Origin of the sequence: Halalkalibaculum sp. DA384, assembly GCF_043951955.1 — a bacterium.
Lineage (GTDB): Bacteria > Bacteroidota > Rhodothermia > Balneolales > Balneolaceae > JAMQKA01.
Genome location: NZ_JBINJE010000020.1, coordinates 63,014 through 80,132 on the forward strand (window position 1 = coordinate 63,014; position 17,119 = coordinate 80,132).

Genomic DNA, 17,119 nt, shown 5'->3' on the forward strand with positions numbered 1-17,119 from the left:
ACATCCCCGTTGTGAAACACTCTTTTGAAATCACATCGAGTAAAGAACTGCTTAACGAATTAACCAAAGCGATGAATTCACACTTTTGTCAATTACTCATCTAATAGATATAATGGGAAAAATGTTTTGTTGAAGTAATCAAGTTGCATGGCAGATCAAGAAACGCATTCATTTTTCGGGGAAAACCGCTCACTGTTTTCAGACTACTATTTAAGAGAACGACTCCATATGCTTGGTGAGTGGGAGCAGGATATCAGCGAACCGTTTTCAACGGCGCTGGAGATCTACCGGGACAAACAGTCGGTATTGGCGGGAATGAACGAAGCGCAAACTGAAAATGAATTTGTCCAGCCGATGCTGGACCAGGTGCTGGGCTTTTCCTATGACGTCCAGAAGGCCGAAAAGAAACAGGGGCGAACCAACATTCCCGACTATATCCTGTTTTCGGACGAGAAATCCCTGAAGAGTGCCCAGCAGAACCGCGACAGCGACCGTTATTATAACAACGCGCTGGCCCTGAGCGATGCCAAATATTGGGATCGTCCGCTGGACAGTAAGGGCGTGGCTGATAAAGATCTGTACACCAATGCCAATCCCAGTTTCCAGATTGTCAATTACCTGACGGTTACCGGACTCGAATGGGGCATTCTGACCAACGGCAGCCGCTGGCGGCTTTATTCCACCAAGGCGCGTTCGCGGATTGATTCCTATTTCGAGATCGATCTCAAGCGCATTTTGGAGGAAGAAGACCGAGAGCAGTTCAGGTATTTCTATCATTTTTTCCGCAGGCAGGCTTTCCAGAGTGATCCGGAAACAGGCCAGAGTTTTGTTGAACGCATATTTGAAGGCTCAATTGATTACGGAACCCGGCTGGAAAAGCGCCTGAAAGGACTGATCTTTGATGAGGTATTCCTGCAGCTTAGCAAGGGCTTTGTGCATTACCGCAAAGAGGAGGAAGATATACAGCAGGAAACCCAGGAGAGCTTGCAGGAGATCTACCAAGGCACCCTTCGGCTGCTGTACCGGCTGTTGTTTCTACTGCATGCCGAGTCGCGCAGCCTGCTGCCGCTGGACAATAAAGGCTACCTGCAGTACAGCCTGATGGAGCTCAAAAAGGATATCGCCAATCGTATTGACCAGGATTTGCCGCAGAGTTCGCGGTCGTTCGATGTGTGGAACGACCTGGATTCGCTGTTTCATATCATTGACCGGGGTGACCCCGACCTCAACGTGCCGCGCTACAACGGCGGGCTGTTCCGCCAGGATCATCCCAACAATCAGTTCCTCACCGAGCACAAGATATCCGACAAATTCCTGGTGCCTGCGCTGGAAAAGCTCACCCGCGAAACAGAGCCCAACGAGGTCGGGCACAAGCCGTTTATCGACTACAAATCACTCAACGTGGAGCAGCTCGGCTCCATCTACGAGGGACTGCTGGAATTCCACCTGCGCCAGGGCGATAACGAAAATGGGAAAGAACTCTACCTCGAAAATGACAAGGGCGAGCGCAAGGCCACCGGATCGTACTACACGCCGCACTACATTGTGGAATATATTGTGGAACACACGCTGGGTCCGGTATTCGAAGAGCGGGCCGAGACCTTTAAAGAGCTAATGAACGACTGGCTGCCCAAGTACAAGGAGTTCCGGGAGCTGGATCAAAAGATACAGGAGGGTGATCGCAGCGAGCGGACGCACAACAAGCGCAAAGAGGTGGATTTAGAGATACGTACGCTTTCCAAGCGTGCGACGGAGACCCTGCTGAACCTGAAGATCTGTGACCCGGCCATGGGCAGTGGACACTTCCTGAAAGAGGCCACCGACAAGCTGGCCGAGAAGATCATTACGCTGCTGGCCGAGTATCCCACCAATCCCGTAACCAACCTGCTGGAGGATGTGCGCGGGCAGATTATGGATTCGCTGAAAGAGCAGGATATCGCTATTGACGCCGAAGAGCACCTGAAGGATACCAACCTGATCAAGCGGATGGTGATGAAGCGCAGCATCTACGGGGTGGACCTGAACCCGATGGCCGTGGAGCTGGCCAAGCTGAGCCTGTGGCTCGACTCGTTTACCGTGGGCGCCCCGCTCAGCTTCCTGGATCACCACCTGAAGGTGGGCAACTCGCTGATCGGCACCACGGTAGGCGAAATCCGCGATCAGCTGGAGACCGGGCAGAGCCACATGTTCGGCGGACCGTTCAGCGGGCTGCTGAACGCCACCGAGCTGATGCGCGAGGTGTCCGTAAAGACCGACGCCACCTACAGCGAAGTGGAGCAGAGCATCGAGCGGTACTACGATTTTGAAGAGGCCGTGGCCCCATACAAGAAAGTGCTGGACATCTGGCTGAGTCGCCACTTCGACAACGAACGGGCCGGCGATTTCCTGATGACCTTCTCCGACCAGATCACCAACCTGCTGAAAGGGGAAACCGTAGAACTGGGCGACAAGCAGCAGGCGATTATTGATCGGGCCGAGGTGCTAACTGACGAAAAGTACTTCTTCCACTGGGAGCTGGAATTCCCCGAAGTGTTTGTAGATCTGAAACAGGCCAAATGGCTGGAGAATCCGGGGTTTGATGCCGTGGTGGGGAATCCGCCGTATTCATTTGGAAGAGATTGGGAAGAAAATCTTGAAAAATCTTATTTCAATCAAAATTACCAATATGTTAAATATCAGCTGGATTTATATCAGTTGTTTGTTGAGAAGTCTCTCAATCTGATCAAAGAGGAAGGTTTAAATTCATTCATTGTTCCAGATACATGGACAATTGCAGTTTATTCCGAAAAGCTGAGATCACATATTTTAGAAGATCTAAACCTCCGACAACTAATTTCTTGTTCACCTGAAGTGTTTCCTGAAGTTACTGTTGATACAGTAATTTATGTAATCCAGAATTATAAGCGTGAGCAAGAATTAATTATTAAAGACTATATTCAAGCTGATGAGAAACCAGAAATTATACAAACTTTAAAACAAGAGAAATTCCTCTTAAATGAAGGTAATAAAATTAATTTCTGGGTCAATGAGGAAGTTTTAAACATCTTAGAAAAGGTTACAAACGATTCAGTTGAACTATCAACTATTTGTGAAACTACAAGAGGCATCAATGCATATGATAAAGCAAGAGGCCAATCCAGAGAGGTGATTGATAGTAGAGCCTACCATGCGTCAGCAAAAGTATCTGATGATTTTTATCCAGAATTAATGGGAAAAGATGTGGGTCGTTACATAAATAAGTGGTCCGAAAATCATTGGATAAAATATGGGCCATGGCTTGCAGCACCCAGAGAAGAAAGATTTTTTAAAAGTGATAAGCTATTAGTAAGAAAACTATTATCGAATGGAAGAATAGTTTCTCTGGTAGATTATGATAAATTCTATGTCGATCAGCAATTATATATTGGAATATTAAGGGATAGGCATAATAATTATGACTTAAATTATCTTGGGGCTATTTGTAATTCGTCGCTTATTAATTTTATATATCTCAATAAATACAGAGAAAAGGACGTTGCTTTTCCACAATTAACTGTCAATGCATTTGATGGATTTCCAATCCGAGAGGTAAACTTTTCAAAATTCGATCCCGACAAAAACGCTCAATTCCCCGAGCAGTTAGAACAGCAGTATGAGCAATATGTAGGGGGAGCGTCCGCCGACGAACTGCTTGAGCTGACTGAGAAGCTCATTGACGATGAAGAGGAATACCGCCTGCCGGTCATCCACGATTTCCTGGCCGACCTGGCCGGAAAGATGCTGGAATACAACAGGGAAAAGCAGCGCCTGGAGGATGCCCTCGATCCCTTCAAATTCCTAAACAAGGGCGTGGCATTCAAATCCTTCAGCGATGTCTTTGCCGACGCCATCAAATACGGGGAGCAGCTCACCGAAGAAGTCGACATCGGCACCGTTCACCACGATATCGAGGAGCTGCGATTACGTCCCGATGGTGACAAGTGGCTGCTGAGTGCCCAGCTCAAACACCGCGACCCCGAAACCGGCTGGGACGACTGGGTTAAAGAAGACGAGCATACCATTCACCGCACCCCCCACGACATCTACCGCTTCGAGCTGTCCGACGAAGAAGCCCGCTACTGGCAGCAGGCCTTCGAAGTGCTCGACGAATTTGAAAACAGTGGCAACTTTCCGGGCGGCAAGACACGCTCTACCTTTGAAAAGCTGATGAAGAGTGAAGTACCTGTTTTTGTCGAAAGCGCCAACATCGAGCCGCTCATCGAGCTCCGCGAAGAACTGGCGGAAGTCAAGGATAAGATTGAAAAGACGGACTGGCTGATCGACCAGGTGGTGTACCGGTTGTATGGGTTGAGTGAGGAGGAGATTGAGGTTGTGGAGGGGAGCATTGGTAAAGAATTATAAATCAAAGAGAAAGTCTTATGAAATTTTATAGTACTGAAACAGATGGCTGGAAAAATCTGGAAGATGAAGAGGATAATAAGCAACGAATTCAAGCTCTGTTAGTTGAGCTGTTAAAAAGTAAAAATCTAAATGTGCTATCTGGTTTGGGCACTTCTTTAACTATCAATGAAGAAAATAATTTGGATAATGGTACCGAATACATTGCCCCCAAAATGAGCGACTTATGGACCACAATTGAAGAGCAGGTTGATAATTTTGAAGATATAAAGTCACGGGTAGAACCTGGGGACAATGATGAGGAAAATGGAGATAACGACGAAGATGAATATAAATTCGAAGATATAGAAGAGTTATTATCTCGTTGCCAACAATATTATAATCTCGAAGAAAATCAGGATATAAAAGATTTTATAGATGAGGCTGAAACAATAATATTAGATGAATGTGATTTTATTACGGATGAGATAGAACTTAAAAGCCACAGTCAGTTTCTAAGAAAAATAGCTCAACGTCCTTCTAAATTAGATAGAACAAAGGTTTTCACTACCAACTATGATGAATGTTTTGAAAAAGCGGCAAATGAAAATCGATTTCATGTGATAGATGGGTTTTCCTATCTACATCCCCGAACATTTGATGCCACATATTTTGATTACGATCTCATTGAAAGGAAAGATGGAAAAAAAGTATTAATTCCAAGTGTTTTTCATCTTTATAAACTACATGGATCCATAGGTTGGAAAAAGGAGGAGGGTAAAATAATTCAGTCAAAAAAGTCTAATGAAGAACTTGATCCATGTTTGATTTATCCACAGTCCACTAAATATGAGTTATCATACCAACAGCCTTATCTGGAAATGATGAACCGATTCCAAATTTCCTTAAGGCAGCCGAATACTGCTTTTATAGTCGTTGGTTTTGGGTTTAACGATGACCATTTAGCTCAACCAATAATTAATGCATTGAGATCAAATGTAAAGCTTAAACTTCTGATTGTAGATCCAAGTTTGGAAGCAAAAATGCAAGACGATGATAATATCAATGATTACTTGGTTAAGCTAAAGAAATTAGTTGATAATGGGGATTCAAGAATTTCATTCTTAGAAGCCAAATTTGATGAATTAGTTCAACTTATACCTGATATAGCTCATAAATCAGAGAAAGATCGGATGATAGAAGGGTTACAAGAAATCTTAAGTCAGAACTCATGAGTATTATAAAACAAATAAATCCTTATGAGGAAGAACGTAAGATTGGTTTTGTCACTGAAGTGGGCTCCTCATATGTAAAAGCAAACATTAATGAAAATGCTAATCAGTATGATGATTGGTATTTAGGAATTAAAAATAGCCAAGGCCATGTAAATGATTTTGTAGTGATTGATTGTGATGAATATGCACTATTAGGAAGAATTTCAAAATCTACTGTTCTCGATGTAGAAAGGTTAAAGTTAAATGAAAACAGTAAAGGTAGAGTCCATCCTATTGGGAATATCCAGCTATTGGCAACAATATCTTTACAAAATTCGGAAGTTTTGAAGGGGATATTAGCTTATCCTAAAGTAGGAGCTTCTGTCTATACAGCTCATCCTGACTTTGTAAAATGGACGTTCGAATTTGATAAGTTAAAGGATTCTGACAAAGAAAAAATAAAGTTACAAGTAGGACACCTTCCCGAGCATTCAAGCATATCCATAGATTTAACTCCTGAGCAATTATTTGGCAGACATATAGCTGTATTAGGCACTACAGGTGGCGGTAAGAGTTGGACTTTAGCCCGGTTAATGGAACAATCCGTGCAGTTTAATTCCAAATCAATATTAATTGATGCAACTGGAGAATTTTCTACGCTTGCCGATGAATATGTTGAAGAAGTAAAAAGAGTACATATAGGTGGCGATACCAATAATGAGTATCGAGATATCCCCTACAATGAGCTGCTTATTTCTGATTTAACAGCCATATTTAGACCCTCGAGTCAATCTCAGGCGCCAAAATTGCATGAAGCAATAAAAAGTTTAAAATTAATTCAGATAGATGGTGATCATGCTTCAGATGATGGATTGCTAGTAAAACAGGGCAATCCAAAAGCGCCAATAGAGGAATCATTTAGAGAGCATGTAGAAACGATAGAGGACCCAAAGGCAACATTTAATATCAATAATTTAGCTTATCAAATCCGTGAAGAGTGCGTGTATCCGACTGGTTATGATAATGATGAGGTATATGGAGACATAAATAAACAAGACTTGTCATATTGTTATACCCTAATTTCGAGGATTCAAGAAATAGTTAACTCAACATTCTTTTCTCCAATTTTTCAACCAGAAGAAGATAGTTCAATCTTCGATGAGATTAATAACTTTATCGAACCTGATGATGAGGAAGAAAACTATAAACTTTTAATAATCTCTTTAGAAGATTTAAGTTTTCAGAGAAAGATTCGTGAAATTGTAGTAAATGCTATTGGCCGCCATTTACACCAATGTGCTAGAAAAAAGAAATTTATAAATAATCCTCTTGTTACTTATTTGGATGAAGCTCATCAATTTCTAAACCAAAAGATACGTGATGACTTCGTGCAATTTGATTTAGACTCTTTTGAGTCTTTAGCAAAAGAAGGGCGTAAATATGGTATTTCTGTCTGTTTAGCCACGCAAAGGCCTCGGGATATACCAACAGGAATATTGAGTCAAGTAGGTACATTAATGGTCCACAGATTGATTAATGAAAGAGATAGAAACGTTGTAAAAAATGCATGTGGTGAGTTAGATAGAGATGTAGCTTCCCAACTTCCTTCCTTATCTTCAGGTGAAGCCGTTGTTATTGGCGTTGATTTTAATTTTCCCCTCGCTACAAAAATAAAAGAACCTGTACAGCCACCAGATTCAGAAGGGCCTGATTATCAAACTTTTTGGAATGTTGAAATAGAGGAAGATCAAGAAGATGGATGATTTAAGTGAACAGCTTAAAGGGAACTTTGCTTTTGAGGGCGCAAGGTTAAGTTTGGATAATGCTATTAATCACTTTGAGGCAGGAGAATTATTAGCTGGGAAAGGTAAATTTGGCTTAGCTACATCTCATATTATTCTAGCTGCGGAAGAATGTGCAAAAGCAATGGTTTTATTTGCTAAATACAATCTGTCGGATCACAAAATTTCAGATATGCCAGCTGAAGTTAGGCAGTTAATGCCAATTTTAGAAGATTACGATTACAAGAAAATTTTCTACAGCCATACTCCTAAACAAGTATTGGCCTCATTCACATCATTTTTGGGGTTTTTGCTATCTAAGCTTTATCCCATTCCAATTTCATTACTTGATAAAATATTATTTGAAGGTAAAGAGCTTACTGATGAGGAGATTGAGAAAGTTGAAAGAATGAAAGAAGAACAAATTAAAATTATTAAAGAATGGAAAGAAAATGGTAAAGTCCCAGATTTAGGCTTACAGGAAATTACACGTTGGTGGAAGGAATCGAACCCAAGGAAGAATAATGGCTTCTACGTAGGCATAGAAAATGGTAAATGGAAAAAACCCCAAGATTTCTCAGAAGAAGATTACTACAAAGCATATAATTATGTTTCCGGGATAATTGCTTACATGGATAGAAGTATAAAATTGCAAAAAGAGTACAATTCAATTGTTACCGATTATGAATAAAGACCTCCTCCAAAAGCACATCAAGAAATACCAGCAAGAAGAGGCCGCCAATCCTGATCAGTTCCAAGAGGATTGGTCCGAGCGCCAGGAGCATATTACCAAATACCAGGGATATGATGAGGCTACCATTCATGCCATGGACGAAGAGGATATCTACGAGTACATCTCTCCCCTGTGGGCGATGCAGATCTGGGGCAACAAGCGGTATGTGACGGATAATCTCATTGAAGACAACGGACTGGAGTATCTGAAAGAGCAACTGGTCAGCCTGCTTTGGTCGGACGGCCCTATCGAAGATCGGTGGGACTCATTTCGCAAAAATATAAAGGGTATGGGACCGGCTATGATCAGTGAGATCCTCTGCAAAACCCATCCGGACCAGTACATCGTTTGGAACCGGCGGGCGCAGATAGGGCTCGATTACCTGGGCGTGGAAGACCTGCCCCGGTACGATTACCAGCTGGATGGACAGAAATACAGGGAACTCTGTGAGATAGAAAAGGAAATGGCCTCCGAACTGGCCAGGGCCGGATTTGAAGAAACATCGCTGTTGATGGTCGATTATTTTATCTGGCACGAGCTCCAGGTTGAAGAAACGCTTTCCAAACGGTCGGGCAAAGGAAAGGAACCGTCCGAATCAGATGATGAACTGGAACAGGACAGCTCGAAGTTTATTCACAATGATGTCCGGGATAAGATTCGCAACATCGGTCAGTGGCTGGGTTTCGAAGCCAATATTGAACGACGGGTAGCCGCCGGCTCCCAGGTTGACACCGTCTGGGAATCCACGATCGGAAATATGGGGAGAGTGATCTATGTGTTTGAGGTGCAGACCAAGGGGAGCATCGACAGCCTGATTGTGAATTTGCTAAAATCGCTGAACAATCCAGCCGTACAGGGAGTGGTGGCAGTTTCAAACAATAAGCAGTTGGAAAAAATTAAGAGTCATGCTGAAGGGGTTACCGGTCTTCGGGATAAACTCAAACTGTGGGATTACCAGGAGGTACTCAATGTGCACGAAAAGCTGGAGTATGTAAATGAGAGTATTAATCAGTTAGACTTGGTACCTGATAGTTTTTAAATAATTTTTTTATGCCATTTAAAATCCTTACTACCGCCGATCTCCACCTCGGAAAAAAATCATCCAATGTTCCGCGAAATTTAGACGAAAGTTCCACACGGTTCACTTGGCACCGAATAGTTGAATACGCAGTAGTAAATGAGATAGATGCCCTGATATTGGCCGGAGACGTGGTGGATCGGGACAACCGTTATTTCGAAGCCCGTGGTCCCATCCAGGAGGGATTTGAGCGATTACAGGACGCAGAGATACCGGTTGTGATGGTTGCCGGTAATCACGATTTTGATGTACTCACGGATGTTATCAGAAATAGAGAATATGATCACGTTCACCTGCTTGGCGAACAAGGAACCTGGGAATCATATAGACTTCAGAATCCAAAAGGAGCGATTCAATTTATTGGTTGGTCCTTTCCCTCGCGATATGTCGGTGAGGATCCATCGATACAGGATTGGTCGGTCAATCTTGATCCGAATCTGCCCACCATTGGTATCCTTCATGGTGATATCGCTGATTCAAGCAGTAAATATGCACCGATCAATCTTAATAATTTGATTGGCGGGCTAGTGGATAGCTGGGTGCTGGGCCATATTCATAAACCCGGCATACTTCGCGAATCCGAGCCCCTGATTTTTTATCCAGGGTCCCCGCATGCCCTAAGCTCTAAAGAACCGGGACAACATGGACCATTTTTATTGACTATTGAGGGTAGGGAAGCGATACGTTATGAACAGATTGCTTTATCCCCAATTCGATACGATAGGTTGGAGATAGATATTACCGGAGTAGAAAATGAATCGGAATTCCGGAATCGCATAACCAGCAGGCTGTCCGGAGAGGTACAGAACAATGTCGAAAAGTTTGAGCAGGCTTATAGGGCCATATATGATGTAATACTTACAGGCAAACATTCTTCACTGTCCGAGTTGGATCGTTGGGGACAATGGGCCAGAGAGTTTGAACAGGAACTGATGCCAGAGACCCTCGTATCTATTCGGACGGTCGTAAATAAAGTTGAGCCCAAAGTTGAAAATCTTCAGCAGCTGGCTGGCCAGCCTACCCCGCCCGGCATATTGGCACAAGCTATTCTTGATTTGCAGAATGGCAGGCAGTCAGAATTTATTGATCATCTTTCCAAGCAGTTTAAAACCAAGCTGGAAGGCGTGAACTCGGCCAATACTTATCAGCCCCTGCGCTTGCAGGACCCCCCGCTTACCGCATCATCCGACGATGCCAGAGACTACCTGCTGCGGGAATGCCAACACCTTCTTGGGGAGCTGCTATTACAAAAAGAACATTCCTGATCTTTCTGTACCATGATAAAAGAACCATTCATATTGACAGAGCTGAATGTACGCAAGATGCCGGGGTTACCGCGTGGTCTGCCCCCTTACCGGGATCTCTCACCGAATATAAATATCATAGCGGGGCCAAACGCTTCCGGGAAAAGTTCTACCGCCCGAGCTATTCAAAAATTAATCTGGCGAAATAAAACGGATGGTTTACAGGTAGACGGCAATGTAGAAATTGATGGCGAACCCTGGGCCATACGGGTTGATTCAAATTATATCAGCTTACAGCGGGATGGGAAGCCCGATGAGCTGACAGGACTTCCGGCCGTGGAGGATCAGGATCGGTACATGTTAGCCCTGCACGAGCTCATTCAGGTCCAGGAGGGAGATCTGGCTAAGAAAATTATTAAAGAATCGATCGGTGGCTTTGACCTGGATCAGGCCGCCCGGCAACTTGATTATGCTCACAGTATCAAAAATAGAAGTATATCAGAATATAAAGAGTTTGAAAAAGCAGATGCGAATGTAAAAGAGCAGCGAGACAAACAAAAAGAAATAAAAAAAGAAGAAGCCCAGCTCTCGGATCTGTATGAGCAGAAACAGGAGGCGAAAGAGGCCGCCAAGCGGAAAGAGTTGTACGACTGCGTTATAGCCTATAAAGAAGCCAAATTAGACTTTGAGCAAAAGGAACAGCGCTACCAGGAATTTCCAGAGGTTTTGGGAAAAGCGCATGGTGAAGAATATGAACGAATCGAAGGAATTGAGGGCGAAATTTCGGATGCCGAACGCGCTGTAGAGCAGGCTGAACGGAAACAACAACTTGCTCAAGATATTCTCGATCAGCTTGAAATACCGGAAGCAGGAGTTGACGATCAGGATCTCGTTGAGCTGGAACAGCGGATAGCGAACCTGGAAGATTGGGAAGAAGAAATCAGCAGACTGCAAGGGGAGATCAAAAAATTTGAGAAAAATAAGGAGGATATCCTTGCCTCTCTGGGTGAACAGCCGGACATCACTGGTTGGGACGGACTCAAGATACAAGATCTGGAAGATCTTGATCAGTTCCTGGAAAAAGCACATCGTACCGCAAGTGCACATCGTTTTTTGAAGAAGGAAATTGAGAAGCTCAGTGATGAGTTAAATGAAGATATATCCTCCAAATCAGTACTTCAGAAGGGCATAAATGCTTTAAGTCAGTGGTTACAGGAACCAAGGGTAGTCTCCGAACTCCCGGTGTGGATAACGATATCGATCATAGCAATCACCCTTTTGGGCGGCATAGGCACCTTTTTCTGGTGGCAGGTGGGTCTGGCCGGTTTCCTGCTGATACTTGGTCTCTCACTTTACGGTTTATGGAAACAGAAACAGGAGCAGGTCAATCCCAATGTCACCATAAGAGAGGATGATTACCGTGAAACAGGATTACCTGGCCCGGCCGACTGGGAGAGGGAGGACGTCCGACAAAAATTAAATGAACTTATCGATGAGCTCACAGAGGCCAGCTGGCAGGAGCGAATAGCACAGGTAATTGAAAAACGCAGTGACCAGATTGACGATCTGCAGAAACAGATCAGGGATGTTGAAGAAACAGGTAGTGAACTCAAAGACAGGATATCGGCGTTGCCTGAGCTGCCGTTCGAGAATCCTCAAGATTATAATGCGCTGTATTGGTTTATTATCCAGGCCCAAAAGTGGCAAAAAGCGGATGAAGAGGTGCGGGCACTGACGGAACAGGTGGCAAGTTATAAGGAACAGATTAAAACTGAGCTGGAGAAATGTAACGCCCAGTTTGAGAAGTATAATGCTGGTGTGGCGGCGGATGCCGCAGAAGCCGAGGCCAGGTACCAACATCTGAAAAAGCAGGAGGACAAAAGGCAACAGGCCAAAAAAGAAGTAGCCGATCAGTCCGATATTATAGAAGAAAAACAGGGGCTGATTCAACGAAAAGAGGATGAGCTGAAGTCCATCTATAACAAACTTGATGTAGAATTCGACCGAAAAGACCAGGTTCAGGCCCTGCTGAACAGACTGGATGATTTTAAAGACGCTCGTAAAGATTTTGAGGTGAGTAAACAGCTTTTGTCTGAGAAACAAACGGCTATGGAAAGCCACTCCAGGTATCAAGAAGAGCAGGGTAAGATTGAACATATGAATCTGGATCAGGCAGAGGATGAACGTCAACAACTTGAGGAAACAGCAGAGAAACTTGATAGAATAAGCAACCAGATCACGGAGATTGAAACGAATGTAAAATCCGTAAAAGATGGGAATTCACTGGAAAATGTGCTTAAAGAGCAGGATGAAGCCTTGCTGGAGCTTCAGGGGGTATATGAAGAGAATTTGTCTTCAATTGCAGGGCAACTGCTGGTTGACCAACTGAAAGGCGAAGTACGCGAGCAGAACAGACCAAAAGTTTTTCATAGGGCCAATGAACTTTTTAACCGGATTACCAAAGGTAGATATGAAGTTAGAATAGACGAAAAAGACGAACCGGAATTTAGAGCTTATGATACCGTAGAGAAGGAAGGAAAAAGTTTGGATCAACTATCTACCGGTACCCGCATTCAACTGCTGCTGTCGGTAAGGATGGCTTTTGTGGAAACGCAGGAATCGTCGATAAAACTGCCCATATTGGCTGATGAACTGCTCGCAAACAGTGATGATGTTAGAGCACAAGCTATCATTGAGGCTTTGACTGAGATAAGTAAAGATGGGCGACAAGTATTTTATTTTACGGCACAGGCGGATGAGGTCGCCAAATGGCAGTTGCATTTATCGGACATGGATGATATTGATGCTGAAATTTATACGCTGTCAGGCAATGGTCAAGAGAGCGAATACCGATATGATACAGAGCAATTTGAAGCTCTTGGATTACTGCATGAAGTACCTGAGACCTATGGCTTGTCTCATAAGGAGTATGGCGAACTACTGGATATTCCTTCCTATGATACTCTTTTAGATGAACCCGAACAGCTACACCTTTGGTATCTTATTGAAGATCTGAAGTTGTTGTACCAATGTCTGAAACAGGGAATCGGCAGATGGGGCAAGCTGAAAAGCTTCTTGAACCATAGCGGCAACATAGAAGGGCTTGATGAGGATAAACGTGCCCGGTTGAGAGAAAAAGTTCGGCTATTAGAACAGTTCCAGAACTTATACCGGCAGGGACGTCCCGAACCGATTGATCGCTCGGTTTTAGAAGATTCTGGAGCTGTTTCTGATACTTTTATTGATAAAGTATCAGATAAACTGAATGAATTGGAAGGTAATCCAACAAAGCTGCTTAAAGCCCTTCGAAATAGGGAGGTTTCAGGTTTTTATGAAAGCAATATTGAAAAACTTGAAGACTATTTACTCACCAACGAATATATCGATGGTCGGGATTCAATGGGTATTGATCATATTCAAACAAGAATCCAAGCTTATACCACTAATTTGAATATTGTACAACAAGAGGCTAACATGTTTTTGAAGAGAGTTTTATCTGATTGATACTTGGATAGCTTGCTAACAAGAAACTCAAGAAATGGCACAAGATGAACAAAGAGAATTATTCAAATGGCAGTGGCCTTCTGCCGCCCAATATCCACTAAACAACGAAAAGGGGAAAGTTGGAACTTGGGTTAGAAGAGATCTGAAAGCCTCGCAAAACTACTTAATTCTAACCGGTTTCAGCTCTCTTGAATATTTAATACAAGAGATTGGGGATGAAGAAATTTGGCAGGATAGAAATATCACCATTGTATTAGGCAATGAGCCGATTATTCAGGAGGAACTTATTAAAAAGCGCCTTACCCAAAGAAAAAATACTCTCTCCCGTCACATTGCTGACTATTGGCTTGAGAAGGGGATATCAATCAAGTTGAATGGCCCCCTGCTGTCACTGACAAAGGCTATCGAGGATAATGAAATTCAGTTCAGGCTTCATCCCACATTGCATGGGAAGGTATATGTTGGTGATTACCACTTGGTTATGGGTTCCAGCAATTTTTCTTATTCGGGAATGGAGGATCAGGCTGAAATCAACGTGCGGTATGGCAAGGAAAAGCCTGAGTACGATGAGATCCAAAAAATTGCGGAACACTACCAATCTAGAAGCAAAGCCTACAATGAAGACTTACTGGCGCTACTTAAAAAGTTGCTCCAGCTGGTAAATTGGGAAGAAGCACTGGCGCGGGCTATAGCAGAATTACTGGAAGGGGACTGGGTCGAGAAATACTTTAAAAATTTGCATCCGGGCCAAGAGTTTGCTTTATGGCCGACACAGCGGCAAGCGATAGGGCAGGCGTTGTACATTCTGGATAATGAGGGCAGTGTACTAATCGCGGAGCCCACGGGCTCGGGTAAGACAAGGGTTGGGGCTCATCTTCTCGCGGCTTTATTGAATCGTTTTTGGCAGCAGGGACGGGGTGGCAGAAGTAAGTATAAAATCATCGCTCCCCCGTTGGTACTGGTCAACTGGCAGGAGGAATTGGATAATCTAACCTTTACCGTGGCTAATCCAATCTCCCATGGCATCCTGAGTCGGCTGGACAGCTCCAAGAATCAAACCCATCTGGAGGATATCCGGGATGCCACCGTGCTCTTGGTGGATGAGGCCCATAACTATCTTAATATCTCATCCAACAGGACACAGTCGATTCGAAATAACAAGGCTGATCATGTAATCCTATTTACAGCTACTCCAATCAACAAAAAATGGAATGACCTGCTTCGAATGGTTGAGCTTCTGGGGTTAGATAATCTTTCCGAAGAAGCCTATAAAGCGTACAAGAAATTAAAACGAACAAGAAGACGTAGCGGGGCTAAACCCAGTGACCAGATCCTTGGCCAACTAAAAAAGTATTCCCAAAAGTTTATCGTCCGACGGACAAAAAGAGAGATAAACGAAATTATTGACCGGAGACCGGATGCCTTTCAGGATGGCGATGGAAACCTGTGTCGTTTTCCCAAACATGTATGTAATACGTATTCCATCGACCAAGAAGAGCGTGATGTCGAACTGGGGAGAAAGATTGACCGGTTAAGTAATGATCTAAAAGGAATTCTCTTTTTGAAGCGGATCACTATGCCCAAAGAACTGATCGAAGAGGGCGTTGATCCACAGGATTTTGTAAACGGGCGAATCAGGTCGGCACCAGCGCTGTCCCGATACAATATTAAGAATTGCTTGCGTTCCTCCAGGGCGGCGATAATAGAGCATCTCCTGGGTACTAAAGAAGCATGTAGATGGGCCGGAATCGATTCTCTTGCCAAATCCTCTGGTAATATCATTGCCTCATTAGAAGATATTGACGGTCTTCCCAGCATTAAAAATATTGATAAAAAGTATTTGCCTGATTGGCTAACCGATGAAGAGTTGTATTCTGAAGCTGTTCAGCAGGAAATAGTTTTACTTGGGAGAATAGCTGATTGTGTAAAACAGTTGAGTGACAGTCGGGAGAGAACCAAGGCTAATTTTTTAGCTGAGTTGCTTGAAAAACATACCCACATATTGGCCTTTGATGAGATTGTCATTACGCACTCGGTAATAAATAATCACATACAAGAGCACATACCGGATGACACGCAGCTGGTGATTGCAACTGGAGGTCGGAATGATGGTGGCAAAGAGGAATTGCAAAAGTTATTTCATCCATCCTCCGAAAGTTCATCGGTTATTGGTCTTTGTACAGATGCATTATCGGAGGGGGTAAACCTACAGAAATCATCGGCGGTTGTTTTCCTGGATATGCCTACTGTTATACGCAAGGCTGAGCAACGGGCTGGACGGGTAGATCGGTTGGATAGTCCACACGACAAAATTGATATCTACTGGCCCCGGGATCACAAGGTATTTCAACTTGAAGCTGATAAAAGATTTATAGAACGCCATGACTTAGTTGATAATGTGATCGGATCAAACATAAAGGTCCCGGACGAATTTGCTGTGAATGGGAAAGAGAAAATCGATCCAGAGCTTATGGAGGAGCTCTATAAGAAGCGCCAGGAACAGGATCGAGAATGGGCGGGAGTTGATGATGCGTTTAAGCCGGTTCGTACCTTTATTGAAGAAGATGGGTTGATAGATCAGGATCTATACGAGCAGTTTAAAGAGGTTACGGCAAAAGTGCTCTCAAGAGTTAGCATTGTAAAATCTGATGCGCATTGGGGATTTTTTGCCATTCGGGGTACAAAGAAAAGAGCTCCAAAGTGGGTACTAATCAAGGATGGAGATCTTGCTAGGGATTTGCCTGAAATCTGTAGTTTCTTGCGAGAGCGACTGCCCCATTGCATAAATATCACTGACCGACTCAAGGAAGCTGATAAATATGTCCGAAATATGGTAGATAAGCTTAATGAGGTACGGTTAGAATTGCTTCCAAATAGAAGGCGACTTGCTTTACATACGTTTGAAAAGTTAGTTAATAAGTGGATTAAAACTGAAAGAGATCAAGATAATCCAGACAAAAACCGTTTAAGTATTTATAAAGATTTTCAGGGAATATTCAAGAGTCACTATAAACTCCAGGGCTATTCAATCGATTGTTATGAGTTTAGTCAGCTTCTGCTTGACGTCTATCATCCATATTTTGACAAAGCGGAAGAGGATCCAACCTACAGACGAGGGTAGTGTAAACTAAACTCTGTCCTGTTATATTGAACCCCTGATGGGGCTAGCCCCATCAGGGGTTGCGATTCAGATCCAGCGGTAGCCGGTC

Annotated in this window: 8 protein-coding genes; all 8 read left to right on the top strand. The window is 43.5% G+C overall.

Features of this window, described 5'->3' with window-relative positions; genetic code table 11:
* Positions 1 to 147: 147 nt before the first annotated feature.
* Complete coding sequence (locus ACG2E4_RS12270) at positions 148 to 4,380, top strand: Eco57I restriction-modification methylase domain-containing protein (protein WP_395276739.1); 4,233 nt, start codon at positions 148 to 150, stop codon at positions 4,378 to 4,380.
* A gap of 17 nt (positions 4,381 to 4,397) precedes the next feature.
* A complete protein-coding gene (locus ACG2E4_RS12275) occupies positions 4,398 to 5,591 on the top strand; it encodes an SIR2 family protein (protein ID WP_395276740.1) in 1,194 nt (397 codons plus the stop codon).
* Positions 5,588 to 7,333 (top strand): ATP-binding protein, encoded by a 1,746-nt coding sequence (locus ACG2E4_RS12280; RefSeq protein ID WP_395276741.1) that lies wholly within the window; start codon positions 5,588 to 5,590, stop codon positions 7,331 to 7,333. Before ACG2E4_RS12275 ends, ACG2E4_RS12280 begins: the two co-directional genes overlap by 4 nt.
* Complete coding sequence (locus ACG2E4_RS12285; protein ID WP_395276742.1) at positions 7,326 to 8,042, top strand: AbiV family abortive infection protein; 717 nt, start codon at positions 7,326 to 7,328, stop codon at positions 8,040 to 8,042. Before ACG2E4_RS12280 ends, ACG2E4_RS12285 begins: the two co-directional genes overlap by 8 nt.
* Complete coding sequence (locus tag ACG2E4_RS12290) at positions 8,035 to 9,123, top strand: hypothetical protein (protein ID WP_395276743.1); 1,089 nt, start codon at positions 8,035 to 8,037, stop codon at positions 9,121 to 9,123. The genes ACG2E4_RS12285 and ACG2E4_RS12290 overlap by 8 nt, the downstream gene beginning before the upstream one ends.
* A gap of 11 nt (positions 9,124 to 9,134) precedes the next feature.
* The gene (locus ACG2E4_RS12295; protein ID WP_395276744.1) at positions 9,135 to 10,427 is read left to right on the top strand and encodes an exonuclease SbcCD subunit D; all 1,293 of its coding nucleotides are present in this window, start codon (positions 9,135 to 9,137) and stop codon (positions 10,425 to 10,427) included.
* 336 nt (positions 10,428 to 10,763) lie between these two features.
* Positions 10,764 to 13,910, top strand: a complete 3,147-nt coding sequence (locus ACG2E4_RS12300) for an ATP-binding protein (RefSeq protein ID WP_395276745.1) — start codon at positions 10,764 to 10,766, stop codon at positions 13,908 to 13,910.
* Positions 13,911 to 13,944: 34 nt separating this feature from the next.
* Positions 13,945 to 17,031, top strand: coding sequence for an SNF2-related protein (locus ACG2E4_RS12305; RefSeq protein ID WP_395276746.1), 3,087 nt, complete (start codon positions 13,945 to 13,947; stop codon positions 17,029 to 17,031).
* Positions 17,032 to 17,119 lie beyond the last annotated feature (88 nt).

What these genes read in the sequence shown, in the direction of transcription:
- ACG2E4_RS12270 (WP_395276739.1), top strand. Translation starts at nt 148, where the DNA reads ATGGCAGATCAAGAAACGCATTCATTTTTCGGGGAAAACCGCTCACTG.
- ACG2E4_RS12275 (WP_395276740.1), top strand. Translation starts at nt 4,398, where the DNA reads ATGAAATTTTATAGTACTGAAACAGATGGCTGGAAAAATCTGGAAGAT.
- ACG2E4_RS12280 (WP_395276741.1), top strand. Translation starts at nt 5,588, where the DNA reads ATGAGTATTATAAAACAAATAAATCCTTATGAGGAAGAACGTAAGATT.
- ACG2E4_RS12285 (WP_395276742.1), top strand. Translation starts at nt 7,326, where the DNA reads ATGGATGATTTAAGTGAACAGCTTAAAGGGAACTTTGCTTTTGAGGGC.
- ACG2E4_RS12290 (WP_395276743.1), top strand. Translation starts at nt 8,035, where the DNA reads ATGAATAAAGACCTCCTCCAAAAGCACATCAAGAAATACCAGCAAGAA.
- ACG2E4_RS12295 (WP_395276744.1), top strand. Translation starts at nt 9,135, where the DNA reads ATGCCATTTAAAATCCTTACTACCGCCGATCTCCACCTCGGAAAAAAA.
- ACG2E4_RS12300 (WP_395276745.1), top strand. Translation starts at nt 10,764, where the DNA reads ATGTTAGCCCTGCACGAGCTCATTCAGGTCCAGGAGGGAGATCTGGCT.
- ACG2E4_RS12305 (WP_395276746.1), top strand. Translation starts at nt 13,945, where the DNA reads ATGGCACAAGATGAACAAAGAGAATTATTCAAATGGCAGTGGCCTTCT.